The following is a 25,763-nucleotide window of genomic DNA, read 5'->3' as shown; positions in this document are numbered from 1 at the left end:
TTCAGTACGGTGCCAACTATGGTACAATAAAAAAGTGAGTCCAGACTGGTTTCATGCAAACTGGCAAAAAGGAAGGGACGGGAAGCTTTTGAATTTAGCAAATAAAATCACCGTAGCGCGGATTTGTTTAATCCCGGCATTTATGCTGTTTTTGCTTGTCGATTGGCCGCATGGCGAAACGGAGTGGTTTCAACAGCCAATTACATACAGCATGCTTGTGGCCACAGCGATTTTTGTCGTTGCCTCTGCCACAGATTGGCTCGACGGCTACTATGCACGGAAGCTTGATCTTGTCACTAGCTTCGGCAAATTTCTCGATCCTTTGGCCGATAAGCTCCTTGTGACTGCTGCCTTAATTGGGTTAGTGGAAGCACAGCTCGTGCCAGCTTGGATTGCCATTGTCATTATTAGTCGTGAGTTTGCGGTAACGGGCATTCGCTTAGTTGCTGCGGCAGAAGGCGATGTTATAGCGGCGAGCAAACTGGGCAAATGGAAAACGCTCACCCAGATTATCGCTATTATTGCTAGTCTTTTACATAATATCCCTTTTTCAGCTCTTTCATTTCCATTTGCTTCCATAATGCTATGGATCGCGGCTCTGTTAACGATCTGGTCTGGAATCGAATATTTTGTGAAAAACAAACACGTCATTTTAAAATCGATGTAAGGGAGAGGATGGATTGAATGCAGAAATAATGGCCGTTGGCTCAGAGCTGCTTCTTGGCCAGATCGCCAATACAAATGGCCAGTTCATCTCTAAACAGCTAGCAAGCATTGGTGTCGACGTGTACCGGCACACAGTTGTGGGAGATAACGAGGACAGGCTAAAAATAGCACTTCAAGAAGCATATGAGCGTGCCGATCTCGTCATTTTAACGGGCGGACTTGGCCCGACAAAAGATGATTTGACGAAAGAAACGGTCGCGGCGTTTTGTGGAAAAAGGCTTGTGTACGATGAAAACGCGCTTCATGAAATTGAAGATTATTTTAAACGCCATAACCGCGTCATGACGCCTAACAATAAAAAGCAAGCCTATGTGATTGAAGGCTGCACCGTGCTTGCAAACCGTCATGGCATGGCCCCGGGAATGCTATGCGAGCTGGAAGACGGGAAAAAATTGGCGCTTTTGCCTGGGCCACCAAGTGAAATGAAGCCAATGTTCGTCAACGAGCTTTTGCCTAAACTGTTAGGCGCCACTGAACAGACAGAAATCACTTCCCGTGTGCTTCATTTTTTTGGAATTGGGGAATCACAATTAGAAACAGACCTTTTGGACTTGATTGCGACGCAAACGAACCCGACAATCGCTCCATTGGCTGGTGATGGGGAAGTGAAACTGCGCTTGACTGTCAAGCATGCAGATAAAAATGAAGCTGCCCGTTTGCTTGATGAAACGGAAACATTGATTCGGAAACGGGTCGGTTCATATTTATATGGCTATAACGAAACGACACTGGTCAAGGAAACGTTTTTGCGTTTGCAGGCGAGCGGTCTGACAATTGCCAGCGCTGAAAGCTTGACTGCCGGGCTTTTCTCAAGCGAATTGGCTGCGTTCGCTGGCGCATCCCACGTGCTAAAAGGGAGCGTGACTGCCTACTCCAATGAACTGAAGCAGCAATTGCTTCAAGTTTCAAGCGCCACCCTTGCTAGCGATGGCGCCATTAGCGAAGCATGTGCATTGGAAATGGCACGTGGCGTCAAAACACTTTACGGTTCTGATATTGCCATCTCTTTTACAGGAGTGGCTGGCCCTGGGGTGCAAGAAGGCCACGAAGCGGGCACCGTTTTTCTGGCGCTTCTTTTGCCAGGAGGGAAAGAGCGCGTATACACACTGTCTTTATCCGGGGGACGCAATGCCGTACGAATGCGAGCGGTGAAATTTGGCTATTTTTATTTACTGGAAGAATTGAAAAGGAGCAATGGTAGTAAATGACCTATTTTACAGACTTTGATATTTCGGACCAAGTGAAACAAGCAATCCAGGATATGGGGTTTGAAGAACCATCCCCTATCCAAGAAAAAGCGATTCCTGCCATTTTGACAGGTGGCGATGTAATTGGCCAAGCGCAAACAGGGACTGGAAAAACAGCTGCTTTTGGGATACCGGTTGTCGATAAAGTGACTGAAGAGCGTTACATTCAAGCGTTAATTTTGACGCCAACAAGGGAACTGGCCATTCAAGTTTCTGGAGAACTGCAAAAGCTATCGGCTCATAAACGGATTCGGACGTTGCCGATTTACGGCGGGCAATCGATCGGCCACCAAATCAAAGCGTTGCGCCAAGGAGTGCAAGTAGTGATTGGTACCCCAGGGCGGATGCTTGACCATTTGCGCCGTGGAACGCTCAAACTTAATTCGGTCCATACCGTTGTCCTTGACGAAGCTGATGAAATGCTCGATATGGGCTTTGTCGATGACATCGAAGCGATTTTAAAGGAAGTCAATCAAGTGCGACAAACGTTGTTGTTTTCTGCTACAATGCCGCCTGCGATCCGCAAGCTGTCACGAAAATACATGAACGATCCGAAAACAGTGACGATTAATAAGGGCGAAGTAACGGCGCCTTCGATCAACCAAGTTTATTATAAAGTATTGGAACGGAATAAAATTGACTCCCTTTGCCGCATCATTGATAGCGATGACGTGGAGCTCGGCATTTTGTTTTGCCGCACGAAAAAAGGTGTCGCTGAACTGACAGAAGCACTTCAAGCTCGGGGCTATCTCGTTGATGGTCTCCATGGAGACTTGACACAATCTCAGCGTGATGTTGTCATGAAAAAATTCCGCGACTCATCGATCGAGTTCCTCATTGCTACAGACGTAGCTGCTAGGGGCATCGATGTGGAAAATGTCACCCATGTCATCAACTACGATATTCCACAAGACCCTGAAAGCTATGTGCACCGGATTGGCCGTACAGGGCGAGCGGGCCGGACAGGCGCAGCGATTACGTTGGTTACGCCTCGGGAAATGAAGCATCTCCGCTCTATTGAAAAAGAAATCAAGATGCACATTCCGTCAGCGAGTGTACCGACGATTGAAGAAGTAGTTGAAAAACAGCAAAGTTCTTGGAAAAACTTAATTCAGGATACAATTGAGCAAGGCGGCAAAGAAATGGAGTTGTTCTTGCCCCTTGTCGATGAAATTCTTGCTGAGCAAGACCCTAAACAAGTGGTTGCGGCGCTATTGAAATTAAAGTTTTCTACAGAGACGGCAACCGAAGATGCTGGCTACAGCTTTGGGGACACAGGCGGTGCTAAAGGAATGGTCCGCTTCTTCATCAATGTTGGACGAAATGTCAATTTGACGCCGAAAATTTTAGGCGAAGAAATCGGCCGCCTTGTCGGCATTCCCGTCAAATCGATTGGCCGCATCGACATCTTTGAAAACTTCTCCTTTGTCGACGTACCAGAAGAGGCGGCGCCATTTGTGTATGAAGGCTTGCGCTATTCCCGTATTAATGGAGCGCGCGTCAACCTTGAACCTGCTAAGCCTCGCCCGAAACGGGAGCGGCGCACGCCAGCAGGGTCGCGTCGTTCATAGACCTTTAGCCAAAGCGTGCTGCTTTGTCCACCACACGTAGTATTTGCAGTCGGAAAGACCGGGTTCCGCCCGGTCTTTCCTATTTGTCGTAAAAAAAGACGAATAAATGTTCGTAAAAACTATTGGCAAACGAAGCAAAACACGTTATGATAGACTCATGCGAAGACTTACAACATTGTCCCTTACATGGATAACGATAGAAATGAGCGAATCGACAAGGAGAGATGAAAATGAGTGATAGAAAACAAGCGCTTGACATGGCTTTACGCCATATTGAAAAACAATTTGGCAAAGGCTCTATTATGAAGCTAGGTGAACAGGCTGAACAGCGCGTATCGACGGTATCAAGCGGCACCCTCGCCCTTGATATTGCTTTGGGCGTAGGTGGCTATCCAAAAGGAAGAGTCATTGAAGTATATGGACCAGAATCTTCCGGTAAAACAACCGTTGCTCTCCATGCAATTGCTGAAGTGCAGCGCAATGGTGGCCAAGCCGCTTTTATTGATGCTGAGCATGCCCTGGATCCTGTCTATGCGAGCAAACTAGGCGTTAATATCGATGAACTCTTGCTGTCCCAACCTGATACAGGCGAACAGGCACTCGAAATTGCGGAAGCACTTGTGCGCAGCGGTGCCCTTGATATCATTGTCATTGATAGTGTAGCTGCGCTTGTACCAAAAGCGGAAATTGAAGGGGAAATGGGCGACTCGCATGTCGGCTTGCAAGCACGTTTAATGTCACAAGCGCTACGGAAATTATCCGGAGCGATCAATAAGTCGAAAACGATTGCGATCTTCATCAACCAAATCCGTGAAAAAGTCGGCGTTATGTTCGGCAATCCAGAAACGACGCCAGGGGGGCGCGCCCTTAAATTTTACTCGTCCGTCCGCTTGGAAGTGCGCCGTGCCGAGGCGTTAAAGCAAGGGAATGAGATTGTCGGCAACCGAACCAAAATCAAAGTCGTCAAAAACAAAGTCGCTCCGCCTTTCCGTTTAGCGGAAGTCGACATTATGTACGGAGAAGGTATTTCCAGGGAAGGTTCGATGCTTGACATTGCCTCGGAACTCGACATTGTCGAAAAAAGCGGTGCTTGGTATTCTTACAAAGGCGACCGCCTCGGGCAAGGCCGCGAGAATTCAAAACAATTTTTGAAAGAAAACCCGGAAATTACAGCCGAAATTGAGCGTTTGATTCGTGACCACCACGGGCTCGACGGGGAAGCGAAGCTGGAAGAGGCAGCTGAAGAACAAGCTTTTGAAGATGTGCCTTTAGATTTAAAATAAAGAGAACAACATTGAGGCTCCCGAACAGAGTCCGCTGATAGACGCCCATACAAGAGGAGGAAAGATCTGGCCTGTGCCATGTTCTTTCCTCTGTATTTGAAAAACACGGGATTTCAGCGGCTGCAACCGTTGAGGGGGCTTTTTTTATAGAAAAAAAGAAGTTTCACTTGCAAAAGGAGCCGACGGGATAAAATGGTCACGTTTTTATATTTTACCGATACCCATATCCGAGGGACAGCGCCTAAAAACCGTTTAGATGCGTTTCCAGAAACAATGAAACAAAAGCTCACAGAAATAATGGCTATCGCCAACCGTGAACAAGTAGATGTGCTCCTCCACGGGGGTGATGTTTTTGACAGGCCTGACTTATCGCCAAGCACAGTTGGCCAATTCGCACAAATTTTTCGGGAAGCGCCGGCGCCCATATACACGATTGCCGGGAATCATGATACATTTGGTCATAACCCGGAGACGGTGTCACGGACGATGCTTGGTCTCCTTGATGCGTTTGGCATTATGAAGCTCGTCCATCCTGGCAAGCCGATTTTGATTGAAAAAGCTGGCGTCCGCGTGCAAGTGTCCGGCCAGCCATACCATTATGAACTCGACCAGCGTGACCCTAAGCTAGACTACTACCCAATTAATGAAACAGAAGCAGATACGATGATCCACCTCGTCCATAGCATGCTCGTCGAAAAAGCACTGCCTGAGGGCATTCCTCATACGCTAATTGACCACATTTGGGGGACGAGCGCCGACGTTATTTTGACAGGACATTACCATACTGGTTTTGGCATTAAGGAACAAAATGGAAAATTTATTTGCAATCCAGGGGCAATAGCGAGGATTAATAACCATTGGACAGAAGTAGAACGGCTGCCTAAAGTCATTATTGGTACTGTGACAAAAGAAGGCATAACGCTACGGGAAGAGACGCTGACTGTCGCCCAAAAAGGGAGCGACGTGTTGGACAGGGCTTATGTGGAAAAAGCAAGCCATCAGGAAGAAAAACTCCACGCCTTTGTCCAGCAAGTGAGAGAACAGGCCGATTTCCAAACGCTGCAAATGAGTGAAATCATTCGCGAGCTCGCCTCTATGCAAGGTGTCGAAGACAAAGTAAAACAGGAAGCGCTAAGGCGGATGACGATCGTGGAAGAACGCTGGGAGCGTGATGAAACTGAATAATATTGTAAGTGTCAGGCTTGAAAATTTCCAATCCCATTTAGATAGCACGCTGCAATTTGACAAAGGCTTAAATGTGATCGTTGGGCAATCTGACAGCGGCAAGACCGCGATCTTGCGGGCAGTTCGTTGGGCATTGTTTAACCAGCCAAGGGGGACCGATTTTATCCGTGTCGGTGCCGATTTTGTCCGTGTGACCATCACAATGGACTCAGGGCGTCTTATCATACGCGAGCGGACAAGCTCAAAAAATCGCTACATCTTAAAAGAGCCAGGAGGAGAAGACTTGGTGCTTGAAGGGTTTGGCAGCCAAGTGCCAGAAGAGGTGCTCCAAGCCCATGGCATGAGGCCGTTCCGGATTGATGGCGATAATGAGTGGCATTTGCAAATTGCCCAGCAGTTAGACGGGCCCTTTTTGTTGGAAGCCCCAGGATCGCTGCGCGCGAAAACAATTGGCCGCATGAGCGGTGCCCACTATTTAGACATGGCGATCCGCGATGCCTCTAAAGATGTGTACGGACTTAGCCAACGAATTAAACAGAAACAAGCAGAAGTGGAGGAAGCCAAAACGGCGCTCGCCCCATTTGATGGGCTTGAGGCGGCGAAGACGAAACTGGACAAAGGCTTTGAAAAATTGCGGCTAGCCAAGGCTGCCCAAGATAGACTGGCGAAGCTAAAGCAATGGCATGCCCGTTACATAGAGCTGACAAGAGCAAAAGCAGAAGCCGACAAACAAAAAGACAGTGTAGCCCAGCTTGCTGATTGGGAAATCCGTTATGAACGGTTGTGTGCGCTAGCCGTTACAAACAAGCGTCTGAGCCAGTTGGCGGAACAATGGGCACGGCTCGAAAAAGACAGCAGCACCTGCTCTTTATGGCTTTCAAAAACAGCGCAAGTAGACAGTGCTTATAGCCTTCACCAGGAGATACGAAACGAGGCAACTCGTTATGTGCGTCTGACCACTCTTAAGCGGCAAACCCAAGCAATAAAGGACAATGAGCAAACATTGACAAAGGCAATGGCGCAAACAGCTTTTGTGCAAAGCCTAGACAGGAAGCAACTTGTACGAATGGAAGAGGAGAAAGCCAAAAAAGATCGGCTCGAAAAACTCGCCCGCCAGTGGCAGCAAACGCAGCACGAATATACATCAGTCAAGGCTACCAGTGCAGAATTGAAAGGGACAGACCAAGCAGCCCGGCAGTTAAACGAGGCGATAGAAACGACGAAGCTTTTAATAAAGTTAAAGGATTATAAAAGGCAATTAGCAGAAGTGACAAAACGTGCTGCTGACGGACAAGCATTTGTGAAAGAAAAGCTAGCTGAAGAAAAGCAGTTGAGCGATCGTTATACGGAAACACTAAAAGCGCTTGGCATCTGCCCGACTTGTGGGCAAGCGATTAATCATGGAGGGGAGCATCACGGATGAATAGTGTAGAACAAGACTTGGAAAAAATGAAACAAGCAATTGAAAAGGCGAAAGACGTCCGTTACCGGGCTGAAGCAAAGCTTGAAGAGTTAGAGAATCAAAAGCAACGGCTGTTAGTTGAATTAGAGGAACTTGGCGTGAAACCAGAGGAGCTCGAACAAGAGATTCAACGTTTAGAAGATAGCATCGCACGTTCCATGGATGAAGCATGGTCCCTTATTCCGAAGGAGCTTGTTAGCCGTGAGCAGTGAACGGGAGCTGGAGCAGTTAGAAAATGCTTTCCAACAAGCGAGAGACCAATGGATGCGCCTTGATGAAAAGAAGCGGATGTTGCAAGAGCGACTTGAAGCAGCTGAAGCGGAACTTGTGCATATGGAAGACACGGTCGATACGTACGAGAAGGCGCGCGTTCTTTTGCAACAATCTGCAGAATATGCCAGGGAGCAGGCTAAGCAACAAATGGAGACGCTAGTGACAAATGCGCTCCAGTACGTATTTGGGCCGCTTGTCTCATTTGAAATCGAATTAGAAGAGCACGGCAACCGTGCAGTTGCGGACATGTACGTCATTTCTAATTACGAAGGCATTCGTGTGAAGACGAAGCCCCAAGACGCCAGAGGCGGCGGCGTTGTTGACATTGTGACGTTGGCGCTCCGCGTTGCTTTGATGGAAACGACACAGCCGCGCCAGGCAGGTCCGCTGTTGCTTGATGAGCCGGGCAAACATGTTTCAGGTGAGTATACGCATTACTTATACGAATTTTTAAAATCGCTGGCAACGATGTTTGGCCGGCAAATCATTATGATCACCCATAACCACCACTTAGCCGAATCAGGCGACAAAGCCTTTTCAGTGTCCATTCGCGATGGACTTAGCCAAATAGAAGACATTTCCAAACCTTGACATCGCCTGCGACTGAGCGTAGAATAAGAAATGATACAGTGTGTAAAAAAGGCTGTATTTTATGTAAGTTTGACCTGTAATTTAGCAAACGTGAATGCACCGTTAAAACCAACAATTGGATAGCAAGGGAGGTGAAACGATGCCAAGTTATACGTTGAGTCTCTTGGTTCTCTGCCTCATTGTACTTGCTTTCTCTGTAGTTTTTGCAGTTGTTGGATATCTTGTTCGAAAATCAGTCGCTGAAGCGAAAATATCAAGTGCGGAACACGCAGCAAAGCAAATGATTGATGACGCCAAGCGCGAAGCAGAAACGAATAAAAAAGAAGCGATTTTGGAAGTGAAAGACGAAGTCCATAAGCTTCGTAGTGATGCCGAGCGTGAGGTTCGTGAGCGAAGAAATGAGATTCAGAAACAAGAGCATCGTTTGGTCCAAAAAGAAGAGATTCTCGACCGCAAAAGCGAAACTCTCGATAAAAAAGAAGAATCGTTAGAAAAACGGGAGGAATCTCTCGCCAAAAAACAACGACAAGTTGAAGAGATGGAAAGTAAAATGAGCCAGTTGCTTGTTGAGCAGAAACAAGAACTGGAACGAGTATCTGGATTGTCACGGGAAGAAGCCCGAATGATCATCCGACAAGAGGTTGAACAAGAAATTGCCCATGAAACAGCTCTTTTGATTAAAGAAAAGACAGCCGAGGCAAAAGAAACGGCAGATAAACGCTCGAAAGAAATTTTGTCTCTTGCCATTCAGCGTTGCTCCGCTGATCACGTGGCCGAGACGACGGTCTCTGTTGTCAATTTGCCTAATGATGAAATGAAAGGGCGCATTATCGGCCGTGAAGGGCGGAATATTCGCGCGTTAGAAACGTTGACGGGGATCGATTTAATTATTGACGATACGCCGGAAGCGGTCATTTTATCAGGGTTTGATCCTATTCGTCGCGAGATTGCCCGTTCTGCTCTGGAGAAACTTGTCCAAGACGGACGAATTCATCCCGCTCGGATTGAAGAAATGGTCGATAAATCGCGGCGCGAGGTCGATGAAACGATTCGCGAGTACGGCGAGCAGACGACATTTGAAGTCGGCGTGCACGGCCTCCACCCTGATCTCATCAAGATTTTGGGCAGGCTGCGCTTCCGTACAAGCTATGGCCAAAATGTCTTAAAGCATTCGATGGAAGTAGCCCACCTAGCAGGAATTATGGCAGCAGAGCTTGGTGAAGACGTGAAGCTAGCAAAACGAGCAGGCCTTTTGCACGATATCGGCAAGGCGATTGACCATGAAGTGGAAGGCAGCCACGTTGAAATTGGCGTCGAGCTTGCGACAAAATATAAGGAACATCCTGTTGTCATTAATGCAATTGCTTCGCATCATGGCGACACCGAATCCACGTCGATTATTTCGACGCTTGTCGCTGCTGCGGATGCATTATCAGCCGCTCGTCCCGGCGCAAGACGGGAAACACTTGAAACGTATATACGCCGCCTTGAAAAGCTCGAAGAAATTTCCGAGTCGTTTGATGGTGTTGAAAAAACATTTGCCATTCAAGCTGGGCGTGAAGTGCGGATCATGGTTCGGCCAGATGTCGTCGACGATGCTTTGGCCCATAAACTAGCGCGTGACATCACGAAAAAAATTGAGCAAGAGCTTGATTACCCAGGTCATATTCGAGTGACTGTCATTCGCGAAACACGTGCTGTGGAATACGCAAAATAAAGTGGCGAAAGCCACTTTATTTTTTTGAAATTTGTTTGGAAAAGAGGGATTCCCTTGAGGATTTTATTTATTGGCGACGTTGTGGGCTCTCCTGGCCGCGACATGGTAGAAACCCATTTGAAACGCTTGAAACAGCATTACAAGCCGACTGTCACGGTCATAAATGGCGAAAATGCGGCACATGGTAAAGGGATTACAGAAAAAATATATAAAGGCTTTCTTGATTTAGGCGCGCAAATGGTGACACTCGGTAACCATGCTTGGGATAAACGGGAAATTTTTGATTTCATTGAAGACGCGAAATGGCTTGTACGGCCAGCGAACTTGCCGCCGACCACGCCTGGTGTCGGCTTCCGGGTGATGAAAGTCAACCAATTGAATGTCGCCGTCATCAATTTGCTAGGACGGACGTTCATGAATCCCGCTGATTGCCCTTTCCGTACAGTCGATCGGATTTTAGAGGATATTGGCGCCGGAGCAGATTGCATATTTGTCGATTTTCATGCAGAAACGACAAGCGAAAAGCAAGCGATGGGCTGGCATTTAGATGGGCGCGTCAGTGCAGTGATCGGTACACATACACATGTGCAAACAGCAGATGAACGGATATTGCCAAAAGGGACCGCCTATTTGTCTGATGTTGGCATGACGGGCCCTTTAGACGGCATTCTTGGCATGGAAAAAGAAGCCGTGCTGTACCGGTTCCTGACAAATTTGCCTGCGCGTTTTGAAGTGGCTGAAGGTCGCAAACAATTAAACGGTGTTGTGATTGATATTGATGGCCGCACTGGAAAAGCAGAGAAAATTGAGCGCCTTTCCTTTTCCGATGAACGTCCGTTTATGGAAATATAGACAAATTTGTGTTTACGAGGCATATCCCTCCTATTTCTTTAATAGACATGTGATAAGGCGTTGGCCTGTTAATTGACAACTTGAGGAGACAACGATCGAACCAGCCCGCTTTATTTTATTTGAGGAGGGGTAGAAATGGAAGTCTTAAAGGTTTCAGCAAAATCTACACCAAATTCTGTTGCAGGCGCGCTCGCCGGTGTCATCCGGGAACGGGGAGCGGCAGAAATACAGGCGATTGGCGCAGGAGCATTAAACCAGTCCATCAAAGCGATTGCGATTGCCAGAGGTTTCGTTGCTCCCAGTGGAATCGACTTGGTCTGCATTCCCGCGTTTACAGACATCCATATTGACGGAGAAGAGCGAACGGCCATTAAGCTGATCATAGAACCTCGTAGCTAAAACAGGCTGCTGCATGAATACACGTGCAGCAGCCTGTTTTGCTTTTTAGTAAAAGTGGATACGCTCACCCATTTCCACGACGATTGCATCCAAAAGCCCAGTACGTGGCGTGTAGCCAGTAGCGGAGAATGTACGCACCAATTTAAAGTTAAGACGTGTTACTTGGTCGAGCAAGTAAGCGGACGTTTGCGAGCCTGGGATGCGTTGCTCGTTTAAAATACGGATGATTTCGGCGCTCGGTTGAATCCCAATCCCATGGCCAAAGTACAAGTCACGATCAAGCTTAATTGCGTTTTCGCCGCGCCAGACGGAATTGTACGGGGCAAAATCGGGATTGTTAAAGTAAACACAGTCGCCAATACAATAATCGGTTCCTTTTCTTGTCACTAGCTGCAAGTCTTCGTCGTGTTCCCATGAATACAAATACAGCCCTTGGAACAACCGGTCAAACGAAGGACGGTCAATCGAATCGAGCACTGCCTTATAAAAAAGAATGATAATGGCAGTGGCGCATTCAAATCCGTAGGCTCTGCCATTTAAAAAGATATCGTTGATCGCATCAGACGGCCTCACAGAAGGTTTTAACTGGAAGGCGCCATTAGGCATACGCTGCCAAAAGCGGGGATTGCAATAGGACTGTTGAAAGGACTCGAATGAGGCGCCACTATGAAACATGGCGATTGATGCTTCGACTGTATGTAAGCGCAAAGCAACCTCAAAGCTGAGTTCATCAACGGATTGGTAGCGGTAAGTGGCGTTGCTTTCAAGCAAACTTGTTAGAATGGCGCGTTCCGCTTGGGATAGACCGTGGCTCGGTATTGTCTGCAACGGCTTTCCTGCAATTTCAATCATTGGACCAGCTCCCTTTATACGATTATTAAAACCTATGCGGCAAAAGGGACGTACAGCCCTCCTTTTTATAGCCAGGGCTAGTGTTAACATTGCTTTCAAATAAGATTGCCGCGAATCGGCTCTGTTCCATTGTTTTCTAAGGATGAGACACGTATAATATGGGAGGAACGTATAATATGGGAGGAACGTTTTGTTTGCATGGAAGGGGATTTTACAATGAGTGATCAAAACAAGACGAAAGATTACAGCAAGTATTTTGATTTTAGCGATGCACGCGTTGTTTCTGAAGACGACGAGAAAAAAATCATTAAAATAAAAGGCCGGGAAATTACCATATACGATCAGCCGAATTATCGGGCAGGGCGAAAGAGAAAACGCGAAGACGTGCAAGTGCTTCGTCCCGAAAATTTGATCCCCGAAGAGGTTGCCAACCTTGGCGCAGGGAAGAAATTTTTAATTCGAACATACGGCTGCCAAATGAATGTCCACGATTCTGAAAACATGTCAGGTCTTTTGCTCGGAATGGGTTTTGAGGAAACAACCGAAACAGAAGAGGCTGATATCATTCTATTAAACACATGCGCGATCCGTGAAAACGCGGAAAACAAAGTGTTTGGCGAAATCGGCAACTTGAAGCCGCTTAAATTGGAAAAGCCTGAACTGATTATTGGTGTATGCGGTTGTATGTCACAAGAAGAATCAGTAGTCGGCAAAATTATGGAAAAGCACCAGCATATTGATTTGATTTTCGGGACACACAACATCCATCGGTTGCCTCATTTGTTACGGGATGCGATTTTCGGAAAAGAAATGGTCATCGAAGTGTGGTCCAAAGAAGGCGATATCGTTGAAAACATGCCACGCTCTCGCAAAAATAAAACACAAGCATGGGTAAACATTATGTATGGCTGTGATAAGTTTTGCACATACTGCATTGTCCCATATACGCGAGGCAAAGAGCGTAGTCGCTTGCCTGAAGACATTATAGCCGAAGTGCGTGATTTGGCGCGCCAAGGTTACAAAGAAATTACGTTGCTCGGCCAAAATGTGAACGCCTATGGCAAAGATTTGCCTGGCTCTTATCGACTTGGCGACTTGATGAACGACATCCATAAAATTGATATTCCGCGCGTCCGGTTTACGACAAGCCACCCTCGTGATTTTGACGACCATTTAATTGAAGTGCTTGCCCAAGGCGGAAACCTTGTTGAACATATCCATTTACCAGTTCAGCACGGAAACTCTGATATTCTTAAACTGATGGGCCGCAAATATACGCGTGAGCAATACATTACGCTGGCAAATAAGATCAAACAAGCGATTCCGAATGCTTCCTTTACAACCGATTTAATTGTCGGCTTCCCGAATGAGACGGAAGAACAATTTCAGGACATGCTTTCTCTCGTGGAAGAAATCCAATTTGATGCAGCGTACACGTATATTTATTCGCCACGTGAAGGCACACCGGCAGCTCGAATGGAAGACAACGTCCCGATGTCTGTGAAAAAAGAGCGCTTGGCCCGCTTAAATGCCCTTGTTAACGACATTTCGAACAAGCGCAACTTGGATTATCAGGACAAAATTGTTGAAGTGCTCGTAGAAGGAGAAAGCAAGAAAAATGCAGATGTTCTTGCGGGACGCACTCGGACAAACCGGCTTGTTAATTTTGTCGGACCGAAATCAGCAATTGGCGAAATTGTCTATGTGAAAATAACAGAAGCGAAAACATGGTCATTAGATGGAGAAATCGTTTCGGCGCCTGAGGTGAAAGCACAATGACAAAGTTGTATACAAGACAGGAAATCAAAGACAAAGCAAAAGAACTGGCAAATATGCTCGCACGGACAGAGGAAGTTGATTTTTTCAAGCGCGCAGAAAAGAAAATCAACGAACATCTTCGCGTCCAGGAAATGATTGCCGACATTAAACGCTACCAAAAAGAAGCCGTTAATTTGAAGCATTACGGGAAGACGGAAGCGTTAAAAGAAGTGGAAGCGAAAATTGATAAATTGCATGATCAAATTGATGAGATTCCTCTTGTGCAAGAATTTAAACGGAGTCAAGTTGAAGTCAACGAATTGTTGCAATTAATCACGAACACCGTGTCTAAAACAGTTACAGATGAAATTATCCGTTCGATGGATGGCGATGTCATGCGAGGAACAACGACGAAAAGCCCCTTTCATTCATGTTAACGACATATGCGAGCGTTTGTCTATAGTCTGAACACGGCAGCAATGCCGTGTTTTTGTTTTATAGGTCTAAACAGGGTCAGTGATTCATAGCTTGGTATAGAGACGTCTAGGCGTAGGGGCGTTGCACAACACGATGAGCGGATGTGGGCAATGTGAAAAACAAGGCGAATGTCTCTTGCAATAGGCAAAATGAAAAATGGGAGGTACACGATGGCTGACTCAAAAAATGAAACGAGTTATCGCGAGATTATTACGAAAGCTGTCTGCGGCAAAGGGCGCAAATTTTCAGAAGCGACACATCATATCCGTCCACCAGAGCCACCGTCAAGCATACTCGGCTGCTGGATTATTAACCATACGTACAGTGCGAAAAAGCGTGGCGATACAGTCGAAGTTAATGGCAGCTATGACATTAATGTATGGTTTTCGTATACCAATAACACGAAAACGGACGTTGCAACACAAACGGTTTCTTATACCGACCTCGTGCCTTTAACAATGAAAGATGACAATGTGATTTCCGAAGAATTGGAAGTGTATGCGAAGTCTGTGCAACAGCCGAATACGCTGGAAGCAGTCATTTCTGAGGACGGCCGCAGCGTCGATGTCCAAGTCGAACGGGAATTTATTGTTGAATGCATTGGTGAAACGAAAGTGGCAGTAGCGGTCAATCCACAAGGGCTTATTGAAGAATACCCGATTGACTCACTTACTGGCGAAATCCGCGACGAAGAGTTTGAGCAAATTGATCCAAACTTTTTACAAGAAGAAATCGACCGATAGGAAAAGCCGGCTCGCTTTTTGGAGAGCCGGTTTTTTTCCGTTAAATTCAAGGAAATCAACTGTCTTCCTATGGTATAATAGCGATTAGATTTTCAACATATCGGAGGCAATTTATGGCACAAATGCATACCCCCATGATGAAACAGTACTTGCAAATTAAAGCAAAGTACCAGGACGCCTTTTTATTTTTCCGGTTAGGCGACTTTTATGAAATGTTCAACGAAGATGCCATTAAAGCTGCCCAAGAATTAGAAATTACGTTAACGGGCCGCGGCCAAGGCGAAGACCGAATTCCAATGTGCGGGGTTCCGTACCACTCGGCTGATTCGTATATAGCCCGCCTAATTGATAAAGGGTATAAAATTGCTATTTGTGAGCAAGTGGAAGACCCAAAAACAGCAAAAGGCGTTGTGAAGCGTGAAGTAACAAAAGTATTGACACCAGGTACGCTAATGAATAGCAAGTTGTTAGCAGAAAAAGAAAACAACTATTTGCTTGCCTTTGCCAGCGAAGGGGAGGACGGGTGGGGCATTGCCCGTTGCGACCTTTCTACAGGCGAAAGCGATGTAACATTGATCAGAGGAGGGAGCGCAGAGCTTCTCCAAGAAATTGCAGCAAGTGGCGTTAAAGAAGCGATTGCACCGGCAGGGCTCGAAGAAGAACTGAAAGCGAAGCTTGGCGAACAGCAAGGTTTTGTTGTGTCCTATGAGGAACAAGAGGACGTGCCTAAAGAATATGAACGGCTTATCAACCATATTCAACAGCCGTTGCTGAAACGAGCTTACGGACGCATGCTCCATTATTTACTAGCGACACAGAAGCAAAGCTTGCGCCATTTGCAACAAGTTGTTTTCCATCCGGCTGATTCCTACTTAAAAATGGATGTCCACGCAAAACGGAATTTGGAATTAGTGCAAACGTTGCGTGATAAAAAGAAAAGTGGCTCCCTCCTTGCTGTGATTGACCAAACAGTAACAGCAATGGGCGGGAGGCTATTACGCCAATGGATTGAACGGCCTTTAGTGGACAGGAAAGCGATTGCTGGCAGACAGGCAGTGGTAGAAGCGTTTCTGGAACATTTTTTTGAACGGGAGCAATTGCGCGATTGTCTCCGCCAGGTTTACGACATTGAGCGGTTAGCAGCCCGTATTGCTTACGGCAGCGTCAATGCACGGGAGCTTGTGCAATTAAAGCGCTCGCTGCAAAACATTCCGGAGATCGAGGCAACGCTGGAACAAGTCGGCCTTGGCGGACGTTGGTTAAATCAGTCTGAGCAGTTTGCTGATTTGGTGGCCTTGATGGAGCAAAGCCTTGTCGATGATCCGCCGCTCTCGTTAACGGAGGGTGGCCTTATTGTAGATGGTTATAACGAAGAACTGGATGCTTACCGGGATGCGAGCCGCAATGGCAAACAGTGGATTGCTGAACTTGAGCAGTCTGAACGCGAGGCAACAGGCATACGCTCCTTAAAAGTAGGCTACAACCGTGTATTTGGTTACTACATTGAGGTAACAAGGGCTAATGCTCATTTGCTGCCAGACGGCCGCTACGAACGCAAACAGACGCTCACCAATGCTGAACGTTACATAACGCCAGAACTAAAGGAAAAAGAAGCGCTCATATTGGAAGCCGATGAAAAGCTCGCTGATCTTGAATACCGTTTATTTGCTGACATCCGTAAACAAGTGGAAGCCTATGTCGCCAGTTTGCAAAAGCTTGCCGCCGACATTAGCGAAATGGATGTGCTCGCTGGTTTTGCCTCTGTTGCCGAACAAAACGGCTATACGAAGCCAACCATCACTGAAAGCCGCGATGTGGCCATCAAAGGCGGGCGCCATCCTGTCGTGGAAACGGTCATTAAACGAGGCAGTTATGTAGAAAATGACATTGATTTAACCGGCGACAGGGATATGCTGTTAATTACGGGGCCGAATATGGGCGGGAAAAGCACCTATATGCGCCAGCTTGCTTTAACTGTCGTCATGGCGCAAATCGGCAGCTATGTCCCTGCTGCGGAAGCAACGCTGCCTTTGTTCGACCAAATTTTCACCCGCATTGGTGCCGCTGACGATCTTGCAAGCGGCCAGAGCACATTTATGGTCGAAATGTTAGAGACAAAAGACGCGCTTGTGAAAGCAACACCACACAGCCTCATTTTGCTTGATGAAATTGGCCGTGGTACGTCGACGTATGACGGGATGGCGCTCGCACAGGCGATCATTGAATACATTTATGAAACCATTGGCGCTAAAACCCTTTTTTCGACCCATTACCATGAATTAACACGGTTGGCCGATTCCCTGCATACGTTGCGCAATGTCCATGTATCGGCAGTAGAGGAAAATGGGACAGTCGTGTTTCTCCATCAAGTGATTGAAGGCGCTGCAGACCGCAGCTATGGCGTTTATGTCGCAGAACTGGCCGGTTTGCCAAAGCAGGTGACAACGAGGGCGGAGGCGCTTTTGACTGAGTTGGAGCATCTTCCACAAAGGCCGACAAGTGCTTCAGTAGAGCAACCAGTCGATAGCGCAAAAACAGAAACAGCAGCAACGGCCGAAGAACCGCAGCAACTCTCGCTCTTTCCGACTGATGAAGAAACAAAGCCAAAGCAGCCAACAAAAAAAGAGCGTTCGGTACTGGCAAAAATGGCTGAAGTCGATGTGTTGCACTTGACACCGTTACAAGCACTTGAAAAAATCAATGAGTGGCAAAAGCAGCTAAACAAGTAAAAAACGAAAAAAGGGGTGGAGACGATGGCCGTTATTCAACAGCTTGACGATGCGCTTTCTAATAAAATTGCTGCTGGCGAAGTCGTTGAACGTCCTGCTTCTATCGTCAAAGAACTTGTCGAAAATGCGATTGATGCAAACAGCAGCCAGATTCTAGTTGAAATTGAAGAAGGCGGCCTTTCGTCGATTCGCATTGTTGACAATGGGACAGGCATTGAGCCGAATGAATTAGAGTTGGCTTTTTCTCGTCACGCGACCTCTAAAATCAAAACGGACCGCGATTTGTTTACGATTCGCACGCTCGGTTTTCGCGGCGAAGCGCTGCCAAGCATCGCCTCTGTCTCCCGTGTAAACATGCAAACGAGCACAGGAAGTGCAGGCATGCAAGTCGAGCTTGAGGGGGGGAAGATCGTCCATAAGCAGCCCTCTGAAGCACGCAAAGGCACAACCATTGTCGTCACTGATTTGTTTTACAATACGCCTGCACGCCTAAAATATTTAAAAACGGTTTTAACAGAGGCGGGGCATGTGAGCGAAGTCATGAACCGAATGGCGTTGGCATACCCGCACATTCGTTTTCATTATGTTAGCGACGGCAAAACCGTGCTGAAAACAGCAGGGAACGGCGACTTGCGCCAAGTCATTGCCCAAGTGTATGGCCGCAAAACAGCAGAAAAAATGGTCCCCATTACGGGTTCATCGTTGGATTATGAGCTAAGCGGCTATATCGCTAAGCCTGAGTTGACACGAGCAAACAGGCAGTATATGTCGATTTTCATAAATGGGCGCTACATCCGCAACTTTAAGTTGGCAAAAGCGATCCAACAAGGCTTTCACACAAAGCTGCCGATTGGCCGCTTTCCGATTGCTGTTCTCAAGTTGGAAATGGATCCGACGCTAATTGATGTCAATGTCCATCCGGCTAAGCTGGAAGTACGCTTAAGCAAGGAAGAAGCACTTAGCGAAATGATTGCCGAAAGCATTAAAAAGGCGTTAAGTGAAGAAACGCTCATACCTGAGCCGAAAAAAGAAAACACAGCTAAAACAAAAAGCGAACAGCTCTCTTTCTCCTTAGCGTACGAGTTGCAACCAGAAAAGGAGCATGTGCGCGAGACGATGCAACAGCCGCGCCAGCTAGCTGCCGACGACCAAGTTGATCGCAAAAAGGAAAGCACAAGCATAGGCAACAGTTGGTCGCCATCACATCAGCAAGAGGAGGAAGTCGAACAAGGAAGAGGCAGCAATGCCAGTATACCTCCTCGAAATGAACGGGTGGAAACCAACACAGAAGAAAAATATGAGCAGGCGGATAGAAGAACAGACGAGTCCCTTCCAATGGAAATGGAAGAGGAGGCGGCTGTAGTTGAGCCACAACTGCCTTTAGGCAACGATGCAGAGGCAAAGGGAGCGATGCCGCCATTGTATCCAGTCGGCCAGATGCATGGAACGTACATTGTTGCCCAAAACGACCAAGGCATGTACTTAATTGACCAACATGCGGCACAAGAACGGATTAAATATGAGCATTTCCACCAAAAATTAGCTGAACCATTAGGACAGACACAAGAATTGCTTGTGCCCATTACACTTGAGCTGACAACGAGGGAAACACTTGTTGTCACTGAATCGAAAGAAAAACTTGAAGCCGTCGGCGTATTTTTAGAAGAATTTGGGAAAAATACATTTGTTGTTCGTTCCCATCCGACTTGGTTTCCTCAAGGCGATGAAGAATCGACGATACGAGAAATGGTTGAGCAGCTTTTGGACAATAAGCGGATTAGCATTGGCGAATTACGCGAAGAAGCAGCGATTATGATGAGCTGCAAAGCGGCGATTAAAGCCAATCGCCATTTGCGCACGGATGAAATGTTTCAACTTCTGGAAACGCTGCGCCGTTGTCAAGAGCCGTATACATGTCCTCATGGCCGCCCGGTTGTGATCCACTTTTCAACGTATGAACTGGAGAAAATGTTTAAGCGCGTCATGTAGAGGAGAGACAAAAAAACGTGATCGTTACGACCGCAAGAAAACAGGCCAATGCCTTAAAAGAAAAAGCAGCTTTGTGTGCTGCTAAACTTGGTGCTCGTTTTGTCGAGCGTCAAGACCGGTCTCTTGAAGCACTCTTTGCCGCATACGGCGAAGATGTATGCATTGTTGGAAAAGAACGGCAAACGCTTTACAAATATAAGGAGGCAGTCCCGTTTTTTTATCACCCAAATGCGTCGTTTATCCGTTACAAACAGTGGCAGAAAACAGGAACGGATCCTTTTATCGACGCTGCCGGCTTGAGCACGGGCGATGAAGTCCTTGATGCTACACTTGGCATGGGCGCAGATGCGGTAATGGCTGCTATTGCTGTCGGCAGAACAGGAACAGTAACGGGACTTGAAGCGAGCCAGTCAATTGCCCATATTGTGTCAACCGGCTTAAAAGAGTGGCAGGAAGGGAACGAAACGTTCTTGCAGGCATTACGGCGAGTAAACGTTGTGAACACAGGCAGCGCTGCCTATTTCCAGCATATGAAAGACAAATCCGTTGATGTTGTTTATTTTGACCCGATGTTTGAGACGAAAGTCGCTTCACCTGGACTCGAAGGGCTGAGACATTTTGCCTGTTCGGAGACGTTGACGAAATCTGTTCTCGACGACGCTAAACGGGTTGCAAGGCGTGCTGTCGTGTTAAAGGGCCACTGGCAAAGCGAGCAATTTGCCCGATTTGGTTTTACCGTCAACAGAAGGCAACATGCTACTTTCCAATACGGCGTCATGGAAGTCTAGCATGGATTTGGATGGAAAGGAGGATGCCTATGACGCAAGAACCGCTCATCGCGATTGTCGGCCCAACGGCCGTAGGAAAAACGGCCCTTGGCATTGAACTTGCGAAAACGTTTGGTGCTGAAATTATAAGCGGGGATTCGATGCAAGTGTACCGGACAATGGATATTGGCACGGCAAAAGCGACAGTCGAAGAAATGGCTGGCATTCCCCACCATTTAATTGACATCCTTGAGCCAGGAGACACATGGACGGTTTCCATGTTTCAGGAAAAAGCACTTTTGGCGATTGCTTCGATTCGCAGCCGTGGCAAATGGCCGCTATTAGTCGGTGGCACAGGTCTTTACGTCCAAGCGCTTACCCATGAATTGTCTTTTGGCGATGCGCCATCGGATTCCTCATTCAGGGAAGAAATGGAATTGTATGCCAGTCGTTTCGGCAACGCTGCACTCCACGGAAAGCTAGCAAAAGCAGACCCAAAAGCAGCAGAAGCGATCCACGCCAATAATGTTCGCCGTGTTATTCGTGCTTTAGAGGTGATCCATCTTACGGGAAAACCATTTTCCGAACAAGAGAACGGCCTTGCGCGGCCTCGTTTTGACAATGTTCTCATTGGCTTAGAAATGGAAAGACAGGCGTTGTATGAGCGGATCAACCGCCGCGTTGATGCGATGATGGAGGCGGGCTTGTTGGAAGAAGTTCACCGCCTTTATCAACGGGGAATCCAAGGCCAGGCCATTCAGGCGATTGGCTACAAGGAACTATATGCTTATTTTGATGGGAAATGCACCTATGACGAAGCAATTGAAGCTCTGAAAACCAATTCACGCCGCTATGCGAAAAGGCAGCTGACTTGGTTTAAAAACCGGAGCGACGCTGTCTGGTTTCATTTGGAGGAGCCAGAGGCCAAGGCAAAAATTTTTGATTATGTCCACGCATTTTTAGCAGGAAAAGGGTTTGCTTAAGGCGAATCAGTAAAGGAACGATGTAGAGAGAGGAGTCAGCCAACATGAAAGCAACAGTAAATATCCAAGATCAGTTTTTAAACCAATTGCGCAAAGAATCCATTCCGGTAACGGTTTTTTTATTAAATGGATTTCAATTGCGTGGGCAAGTAAAGGGATTTGATAACTTTACAGTCATTGTCGAAACAGAAGGCCGCCAACAGCTTGTTTACAAGCACGCCATTTCCACATTTGCCCCGCAAAAAAATGTTCAATTGAAAAACGAAGCGGAAGTATAACCGCTTTTTGCATAGCAACCATAAAAACGGTTCTTTCCAAGGACGGGATGAAAACAACGATTTTCATCCCGTTTTTTAGTTGTCTAAAATGCTCTTTATAAAGCCAGCTTGCTATGAACTACTTAGATGGGAGTCTGCCTCAGTTTCTGCAGCTGTCGGAAGAAGCTCTTGTCTTCTAGCAACGTTCATTTTTTCGACCGTTAAAGCATAGCGCCGCAAGGAAAGCATGCTTTTTAGCCCTGCTTTTTGCTGAATCGTTGTCCACTGTTCCCCTGCGAGCATTAACTTGAGCAAAAAGGAATGACGAAAATGCTGAGCGGAGATGCCTTTGCGCAAGCCAGCCCGCGCCACTTCTGTGCGGATCATTTTCTGCAAGGCAATTTCCGTCAACGCTTTAGGCGCGTCGTTTTCATAGGACCAATGGTATGTGCGCCTTGTAAAATCAAAAGCGACAAACAATGGGTCATCCGTGTGTAAACGTGGCCGTACCGGTTCAGGGATAAGCGTCCAATAAGCATGCAACTGCTTGGCGTATTTGGGGCAAAGTACAAGCTGACGGTCGTGGCCGCTGTCTCTGCGAATGAGCAACGTCCCTTTTACAAAATTGACATCATTCATTTGCAGGTCACAAAGTTCTTGCAATGTGAGGCCATAATGGGCAAGAAGCAAAAACATCGCAAAGTTTCGTTTTGTCAGTTGCGGCCTTGCAAGCAGCTGATTGTCCGTCAACCCTTCTTCTGATTGACTTGAACGCAAGATCGCAGCGATCTCCTTCGCATTGACCCATTCGTGAGGTTGAAGCGGCTCAGCCTCTAAAGGCGGTGGGTCATAGGTGAGGAGTGGATGACTCGCCAGCTGTTTTTCTGCCATTAAAAAGGCGGTGAATTGCCTGAGTACGGAAGCGACGCGGCGGATGGTTCGTGTTTGATAGGAACGACTCTCTATCAATTCATAAAAGTAACGCTCTGCATCCGTTTGCTCCATAGAATGGAAGTCTTTATCGTCGAGCCACTTGAAAAAGTCAAGCAAATCATAGCGGTAACGCCTAACGGTTGACGGCCGCCGTCCCTTGTCAGCAAGAGCATATGTGAAGCGCTCTACCCATTGAAACCCATCCATACAAAGCCCCCCCTTTCAAGAAAATTGTACCAAATCCCTCCAGCTCCGTCACGAACAGATAATAAGTCATTTGCTTTGCAAAGCGAAGTACTTGCTCGAACAATTGCTCCATATAGTAAAAGGGGAACGTCTTTTCAGTGGATGGGCATTTGTCACGTTTTTTATCCTTTTTGCGTATAGTAGCAACAAAGCAAGAGCCGCCTGAGGCAGGCTGCTGAAGGGGGGAAGATGCGGTGAGCAATCCGCTTGAAACGAAAAACAGTGCTAGAATCAATGTGGTATTAAATAAAGTTCCTGTAAAACGAGCGAGCACAGACTGGTTTGTTTCTCCAGAAGAAAAAGAAAAGCATGAAGTGCTGACGAAGTTTGAACAGAAGCTGTCAGCTTATATCGGCTTGGATGAGATTAAAGCGTTAATCCAAGAGCTCTATGCATGGATTTATGTGAATGAACGCCGCAAAGAGCGCGGGCTTAAAGCGACAAAGCAAGTGCTTCACATGATTTTTAAAGGCAATCCTGGGACAGGGAAAACGACAGTTGCTCGCATCGTTGCTTCTTTTTTACACGAAATGAATGTGCTCTCAAAGGGCCACTTACTGGAAATGGAACGTGCTGATTTAGTTGGCGAATACATTGGCCATACGGCGCAAAAGACGCGGGAAGTGCTGAAGCAGGCAAGCGGGGGCGTGCTCTTTATTGATGAAGCTTATTCGTTGTCACGAGGTGGGGAAAAAGACTTCGGCAAGGAAGCAATTGATACGTTGGTAAAAGGAATGGAAAATAATTCCAATGACTTTGTGCTTATCATTGCCGGCTATTCAAAAGAAATGGATTATTTTCTATCATTAAACCCTGGCTTGCCTTCAAGGTTTCCGATTTCAATTACGTTTCCTAATTATAACGTTGACGAGTTGATGGAAATGTTAATCGGAATGGCAAAAGAACGAGATTACATGCTGTCGGAAGAGGCTTTGCAAGAATGCCGCGAACATATTCGCAAAGTTGCGTCTGAACAGGAAAGGACATTTAGCAATGGGCGCTACATCCGCAATATGGTCGAAGAGGCAATCCGCCAGCAAGCGGTACGGATTTTAAAACAAAACGATTATAGGAAAACAGCGATGGAGCTGCTGAAAAAAGAAGATTTCCAGTTTAAACATAAACGCTTTATGTAACACTACCCGTGCGTCTATTTTGCGGTGCTTCGTTTTCCGTTTCCTTTCTAGCTTATCACGTGGTAAGCTAGAAAGGAGACAGCAGAGTAGGAGAGAACAAATCGTGACAGAGTTTTTATTCAACGAAGAAATACAAGAAAAAATCACCCGAGCTGAAAAACGGATTGCGGCTCATCATCAAGAAATTGATCGGGTTGCTTTAATCAACCAAAAACGGGTAATGGATAGTTTTGCGCGCCATCAAGTTGCTGATTTTCACTTCAGCCCTTCTACCGGTTACGGTTACGATGATGTGGGCAGAGACACGCTAGAAGCCATTTATGCTGATGTCTTCGGGGGAGAAGCGGCTCTTGTCAGGCACCAAATCGTCTCAGGCACCCATGCAATTGCGATTGCTCTATTTGGCTTGTTGCGTCCAGGCGATGAACTGCTTTATATATCGGGGAAACCTTATGACACACTGGAAGAAATCGTCGGCATTCGCGGCCATGGCTCTGGCTCCCTTCGTGATTACGGCATTTCTTACAACATGGTGCCACTAAGAGAAGGGCGCATGGACAAGCAGGCGATCAAAGAGGCGATCTCTGAAAAAACAAAAGTAATTGGCATTCAACGGTCTAAAGGGTACGGCGATCGACCTTCGTTCCATATCGATGAACTTGCTGATGTGATCGCATTTGTCAAATCGATTAAACAAGAAGTGCTCGTATTTGTCGATAATTGCTATGGTGAGTTTGTGGAAACAAAAGAACCGTGCCACGTTGGTGCTGACATCATTGCCGGTTCGCTCATCAAGAATCCAGGTGGCGGGCTGGCAAAAACAGGTGGCTACTTGGTTGGTCAAACTCAAGCAATTGAGCTCGCTTCCTATCGCTTGGCGGCACCAGGGATAGGGGCGGAAGGGGGAGCGACGTTAGGGACACTTTTAGACATGTACCAAGGCTTTTTCCTTGCTCCCCATGTTGTCGCCCAAAGTGTAAAAGGCGCTGTTTTCACAGCTGCTTTGCTGGAAGAACTCGGTTTAGAAACGAGACCTAGCTCCCAAGAACGGCGCACTGATTTAATTCAAGCCGTCCATTTCAAAACGGGCGAACAAATGGTGGCATTTTGCCAAGCGATCCAACAAGCATCGCCAGTCAACGCTCATGTAAAGCCACAACCAAGCTATATGCCAGGCTACGCCGATGACGTCATTATGGCGGCTGGCACGTTTGTCCAAGGTGCAAGCATTGAGCTATCGGCCGATGGCCCACTGCGCCCCCCGTATGCCGCCTACATCCAAGGTGGGCTCACGTATGAACATGTGAAGCTGGCGGTCAGTGCTGCTTGTGAAAAAACGTTTATGACTGAAAAAGATCGGGAAAAAGACGAACAGAGCCCATCAGGTAATAAAGAGAGCAAATTCTGATGTAACTTCGCAAAATCGGGTAAAGGCGCCAGGCAATGCTTGACTTCAAAATAAGCCTTTAGTACGATACTAAAAAAGATAGACGCGAAAGAGGCAAGGAAACAACGAAGCAGACTCGCAATGGGCCTTACGTTGTTTGGCGAGCCTTTCACGAACGAGTGGATGAATGGCTTGGGAAC

Annotated in this window: 23 protein-coding genes; 21 read left to right on the top strand and 2 right to left on the bottom strand. The window is 47.0% G+C overall.

From position 1 onward, the window contains the following. The first annotated feature begins 88 nt into the window (after positions 1 to 88). From pgsA to BUC05_RS04545, 11 genes are all read left to right on the top strand, one after another. On the top strand, positions 89 to 667 hold the full coding sequence (gene pgsA / locus BUC05_RS04595; protein ID WP_073304190.1) for a CDP-diacylglycerol--glycerol-3-phosphate 3-phosphatidyltransferase: 579 nt from the start codon (positions 89 to 91) through the stop codon (positions 665 to 667). Positions 668 to 695: 28 nt separating this feature from the next. Further along, a complete protein-coding gene (locus tag BUC05_RS04590; RefSeq protein ID WP_035201712.1) occupies positions 696 to 1,934 on the top strand; it encodes a competence/damage-inducible protein A in 1,239 nt (412 codons plus the stop codon). Beyond that, positions 1,931 to 3,544 carry a DEAD/DEAH box helicase gene (locus BUC05_RS04585; protein ID WP_011247043.1) on the top strand — a complete coding sequence of 538 codons (1,614 nt, stop codon included), beginning with the start codon at positions 1,931 to 1,933 and terminating at the stop codon, positions 3,542 to 3,544. The genes BUC05_RS04590 and BUC05_RS04585 overlap by 4 nt, the downstream gene beginning before the upstream one ends. Before the next feature lie 230 nt (positions 3,545 to 3,774). Further along, positions 3,775 to 4,827 (top strand): recombinase RecA, encoded by a 1,053-nt coding sequence (gene recA / locus BUC05_RS04580; protein ID WP_011247042.1) that lies wholly within the window; start codon positions 3,775 to 3,777, stop codon positions 4,825 to 4,827. A 192-nt stretch (positions 4,828 to 5,019) separates the two neighbouring features. Then, positions 5,020 to 6,012 carry a metallophosphoesterase family protein gene (locus tag BUC05_RS04575; RefSeq protein ID WP_011247041.1) on the top strand — a complete coding sequence of 331 codons (993 nt, stop codon included), beginning with the start codon at positions 5,020 to 5,022 and terminating at the stop codon, positions 6,010 to 6,012. Beyond that, positions 5,999 to 7,435: an AAA family ATPase gene (locus BUC05_RS04570; protein ID WP_073304188.1), complete on the top strand. Its 1,437-nt coding sequence runs from the start codon at positions 5,999 to 6,001 to the stop codon at positions 7,433 to 7,435. Before BUC05_RS04575 ends, BUC05_RS04570 begins: the two co-directional genes overlap by 14 nt. Beyond that, on the top strand, positions 7,432 to 7,686 hold the full coding sequence (locus BUC05_RS04565; protein ID WP_011247039.1) for a hypothetical protein: 255 nt from the start codon (positions 7,432 to 7,434) through the stop codon (positions 7,684 to 7,686). Before BUC05_RS04570 ends, BUC05_RS04565 begins: the two co-directional genes overlap by 4 nt. Next, entirely contained in the window at positions 7,676 to 8,338 is a 663-nt protein-coding gene (locus tag BUC05_RS04560) for an AAA family ATPase (protein ID WP_073304186.1), read from the top strand. Before BUC05_RS04565 ends, BUC05_RS04560 begins: the two co-directional genes overlap by 11 nt. 139 nt (positions 8,339 to 8,477) lie before the next feature. Next, on the top strand, positions 8,478 to 10,055 hold the full coding sequence (gene rny, locus BUC05_RS04555; RefSeq protein ID WP_011247037.1) for a ribonuclease Y: 1,578 nt from the start codon (positions 8,478 to 8,480) through the stop codon (positions 10,053 to 10,055). Between the two features lie 54 nt (positions 10,056 to 10,109). Beyond that, positions 10,110 to 10,907, top strand: a complete 798-nt coding sequence (locus tag BUC05_RS04550) for a TIGR00282 family metallophosphoesterase (protein WP_011247036.1) — start codon at positions 10,110 to 10,112, stop codon at positions 10,905 to 10,907. Positions 10,908 to 11,042: 135 nt separating this feature from the next. Then, positions 11,043 to 11,306 carry a stage V sporulation protein S gene (locus BUC05_RS04545; RefSeq protein WP_011247035.1) on the top strand — a complete coding sequence of 88 codons (264 nt, stop codon included), beginning with the start codon at positions 11,043 to 11,045 and terminating at the stop codon, positions 11,304 to 11,306. Positions 11,307 to 11,351: 45 nt separating this feature from the next. On the opposite strand, the gene BUC05_RS04540 is transcribed toward BUC05_RS04545, so the two are convergent. Next, positions 11,352 to 12,158 (bottom strand): protein-glutamine gamma-glutamyltransferase, encoded by an 807-nt coding sequence (locus BUC05_RS04540; RefSeq protein ID WP_011247034.1) that lies wholly within the window; start codon positions 12,156 to 12,158, stop codon positions 11,352 to 11,354. Between the two features lie 216 nt (positions 12,159 to 12,374). Here BUC05_RS04540 and miaB point away from each other — a divergent pair, with 216 nt between their 5' ends. The 8 genes from miaB (at position 12,375) to hfq (ending at position 21,882) form a co-directional block, all read left to right on the top strand. Next, positions 12,375 to 13,937, top strand: coding sequence for a tRNA (N6-isopentenyl adenosine(37)-C2)-methylthiotransferase MiaB (gene miaB, locus BUC05_RS04535; RefSeq protein ID WP_084140030.1), 1,563 nt, complete (start codon positions 12,375 to 12,377; stop codon positions 13,935 to 13,937). Then, a complete protein-coding gene (locus BUC05_RS04530; RefSeq protein ID WP_073304182.1) occupies positions 13,934 to 14,353 on the top strand; it encodes a YlbF/YmcA family competence regulator in 420 nt (139 codons plus the stop codon). Before miaB ends, BUC05_RS04530 begins: the two co-directional genes overlap by 4 nt. Before the next feature lie 210 nt (positions 14,354 to 14,563). Further along, on the top strand, positions 14,564 to 15,136 hold the full coding sequence (locus tag BUC05_RS04525) for an outer spore coat protein CotE (protein WP_011247031.1): 573 nt from the start codon (positions 14,564 to 14,566) through the stop codon (positions 15,134 to 15,136). A 113-nt stretch (positions 15,137 to 15,249) separates the two neighbouring features. Further along, a complete protein-coding gene (gene mutS, locus BUC05_RS04520) occupies positions 15,250 to 17,865 on the top strand; it encodes a DNA mismatch repair protein MutS (RefSeq protein ID WP_011247030.1) in 2,616 nt (871 codons plus the stop codon). A 24-nt stretch (positions 17,866 to 17,889) separates the two neighbouring features. After that, a complete protein-coding gene (gene mutL, locus BUC05_RS04515) occupies positions 17,890 to 19,854 on the top strand; it encodes a DNA mismatch repair endonuclease MutL (RefSeq protein ID WP_073304180.1) in 1,965 nt (654 codons plus the stop codon). Between the two features lie 17 nt (positions 19,855 to 19,871). Beyond that, complete coding sequence (locus tag BUC05_RS04510) at positions 19,872 to 20,642, top strand: class I SAM-dependent methyltransferase (protein WP_073304178.1); 771 nt, start codon at positions 19,872 to 19,874, stop codon at positions 20,640 to 20,642. Positions 20,643 to 20,671: 29 nt separating this feature from the next. Further along, on the top strand, positions 20,672 to 21,604 hold the full coding sequence (gene miaA, locus BUC05_RS04505) for a tRNA (adenosine(37)-N6)-dimethylallyltransferase MiaA (RefSeq protein WP_073304177.1): 933 nt from the start codon (positions 20,672 to 20,674) through the stop codon (positions 21,602 to 21,604). A gap of 44 nt (positions 21,605 to 21,648) precedes the next feature. Continuing rightward, on the top strand, positions 21,649 to 21,882 hold the full coding sequence (gene hfq / locus BUC05_RS04500) for an RNA chaperone Hfq (protein ID WP_011247026.1): 234 nt from the start codon (positions 21,649 to 21,651) through the stop codon (positions 21,880 to 21,882). Between the two features lie 111 nt (positions 21,883 to 21,993). Here the strand turns inward: hfq and BUC05_RS04495 are convergent, their stop codons facing one another. Then, the gene (locus tag BUC05_RS04495) at positions 21,994 to 23,001 is read right to left on the bottom strand and encodes a tyrosine-type recombinase/integrase (RefSeq protein ID WP_011247025.1); all 1,008 of its coding nucleotides are present in this window, start codon (positions 22,999 to 23,001) and stop codon (positions 21,994 to 21,996) included. Between the two features lie 233 nt (positions 23,002 to 23,234). Here BUC05_RS04495 and spoVK point away from each other — a divergent pair, with 233 nt between their 5' ends. Next, positions 23,235 to 24,176, top strand: coding sequence for a stage V sporulation protein K (spoVK, locus tag BUC05_RS04490; RefSeq protein ID WP_011247024.1), 942 nt, complete (start codon positions 23,235 to 23,237; stop codon positions 24,174 to 24,176). Between the two features lie 100 nt (positions 24,177 to 24,276). Continuing rightward, entirely contained in the window at positions 24,277 to 25,584 is a 1,308-nt protein-coding gene (locus tag BUC05_RS04485; protein ID WP_050749047.1) for a methionine gamma-lyase family protein, read from the top strand. Positions 25,585 to 25,763: the final 179 nt, after the last annotated feature.

The organism is Shouchella rhizosphaerae (assembly GCF_900142675.1).
Taxonomy (GTDB): domain Bacteria; phylum Bacillota; class Bacilli; order Bacillales; family Bacillaceae_D; genus Shouchella; species Shouchella rhizosphaerae.
This window is presented reverse-complemented; position numbering and strand designations above follow the sequence as displayed.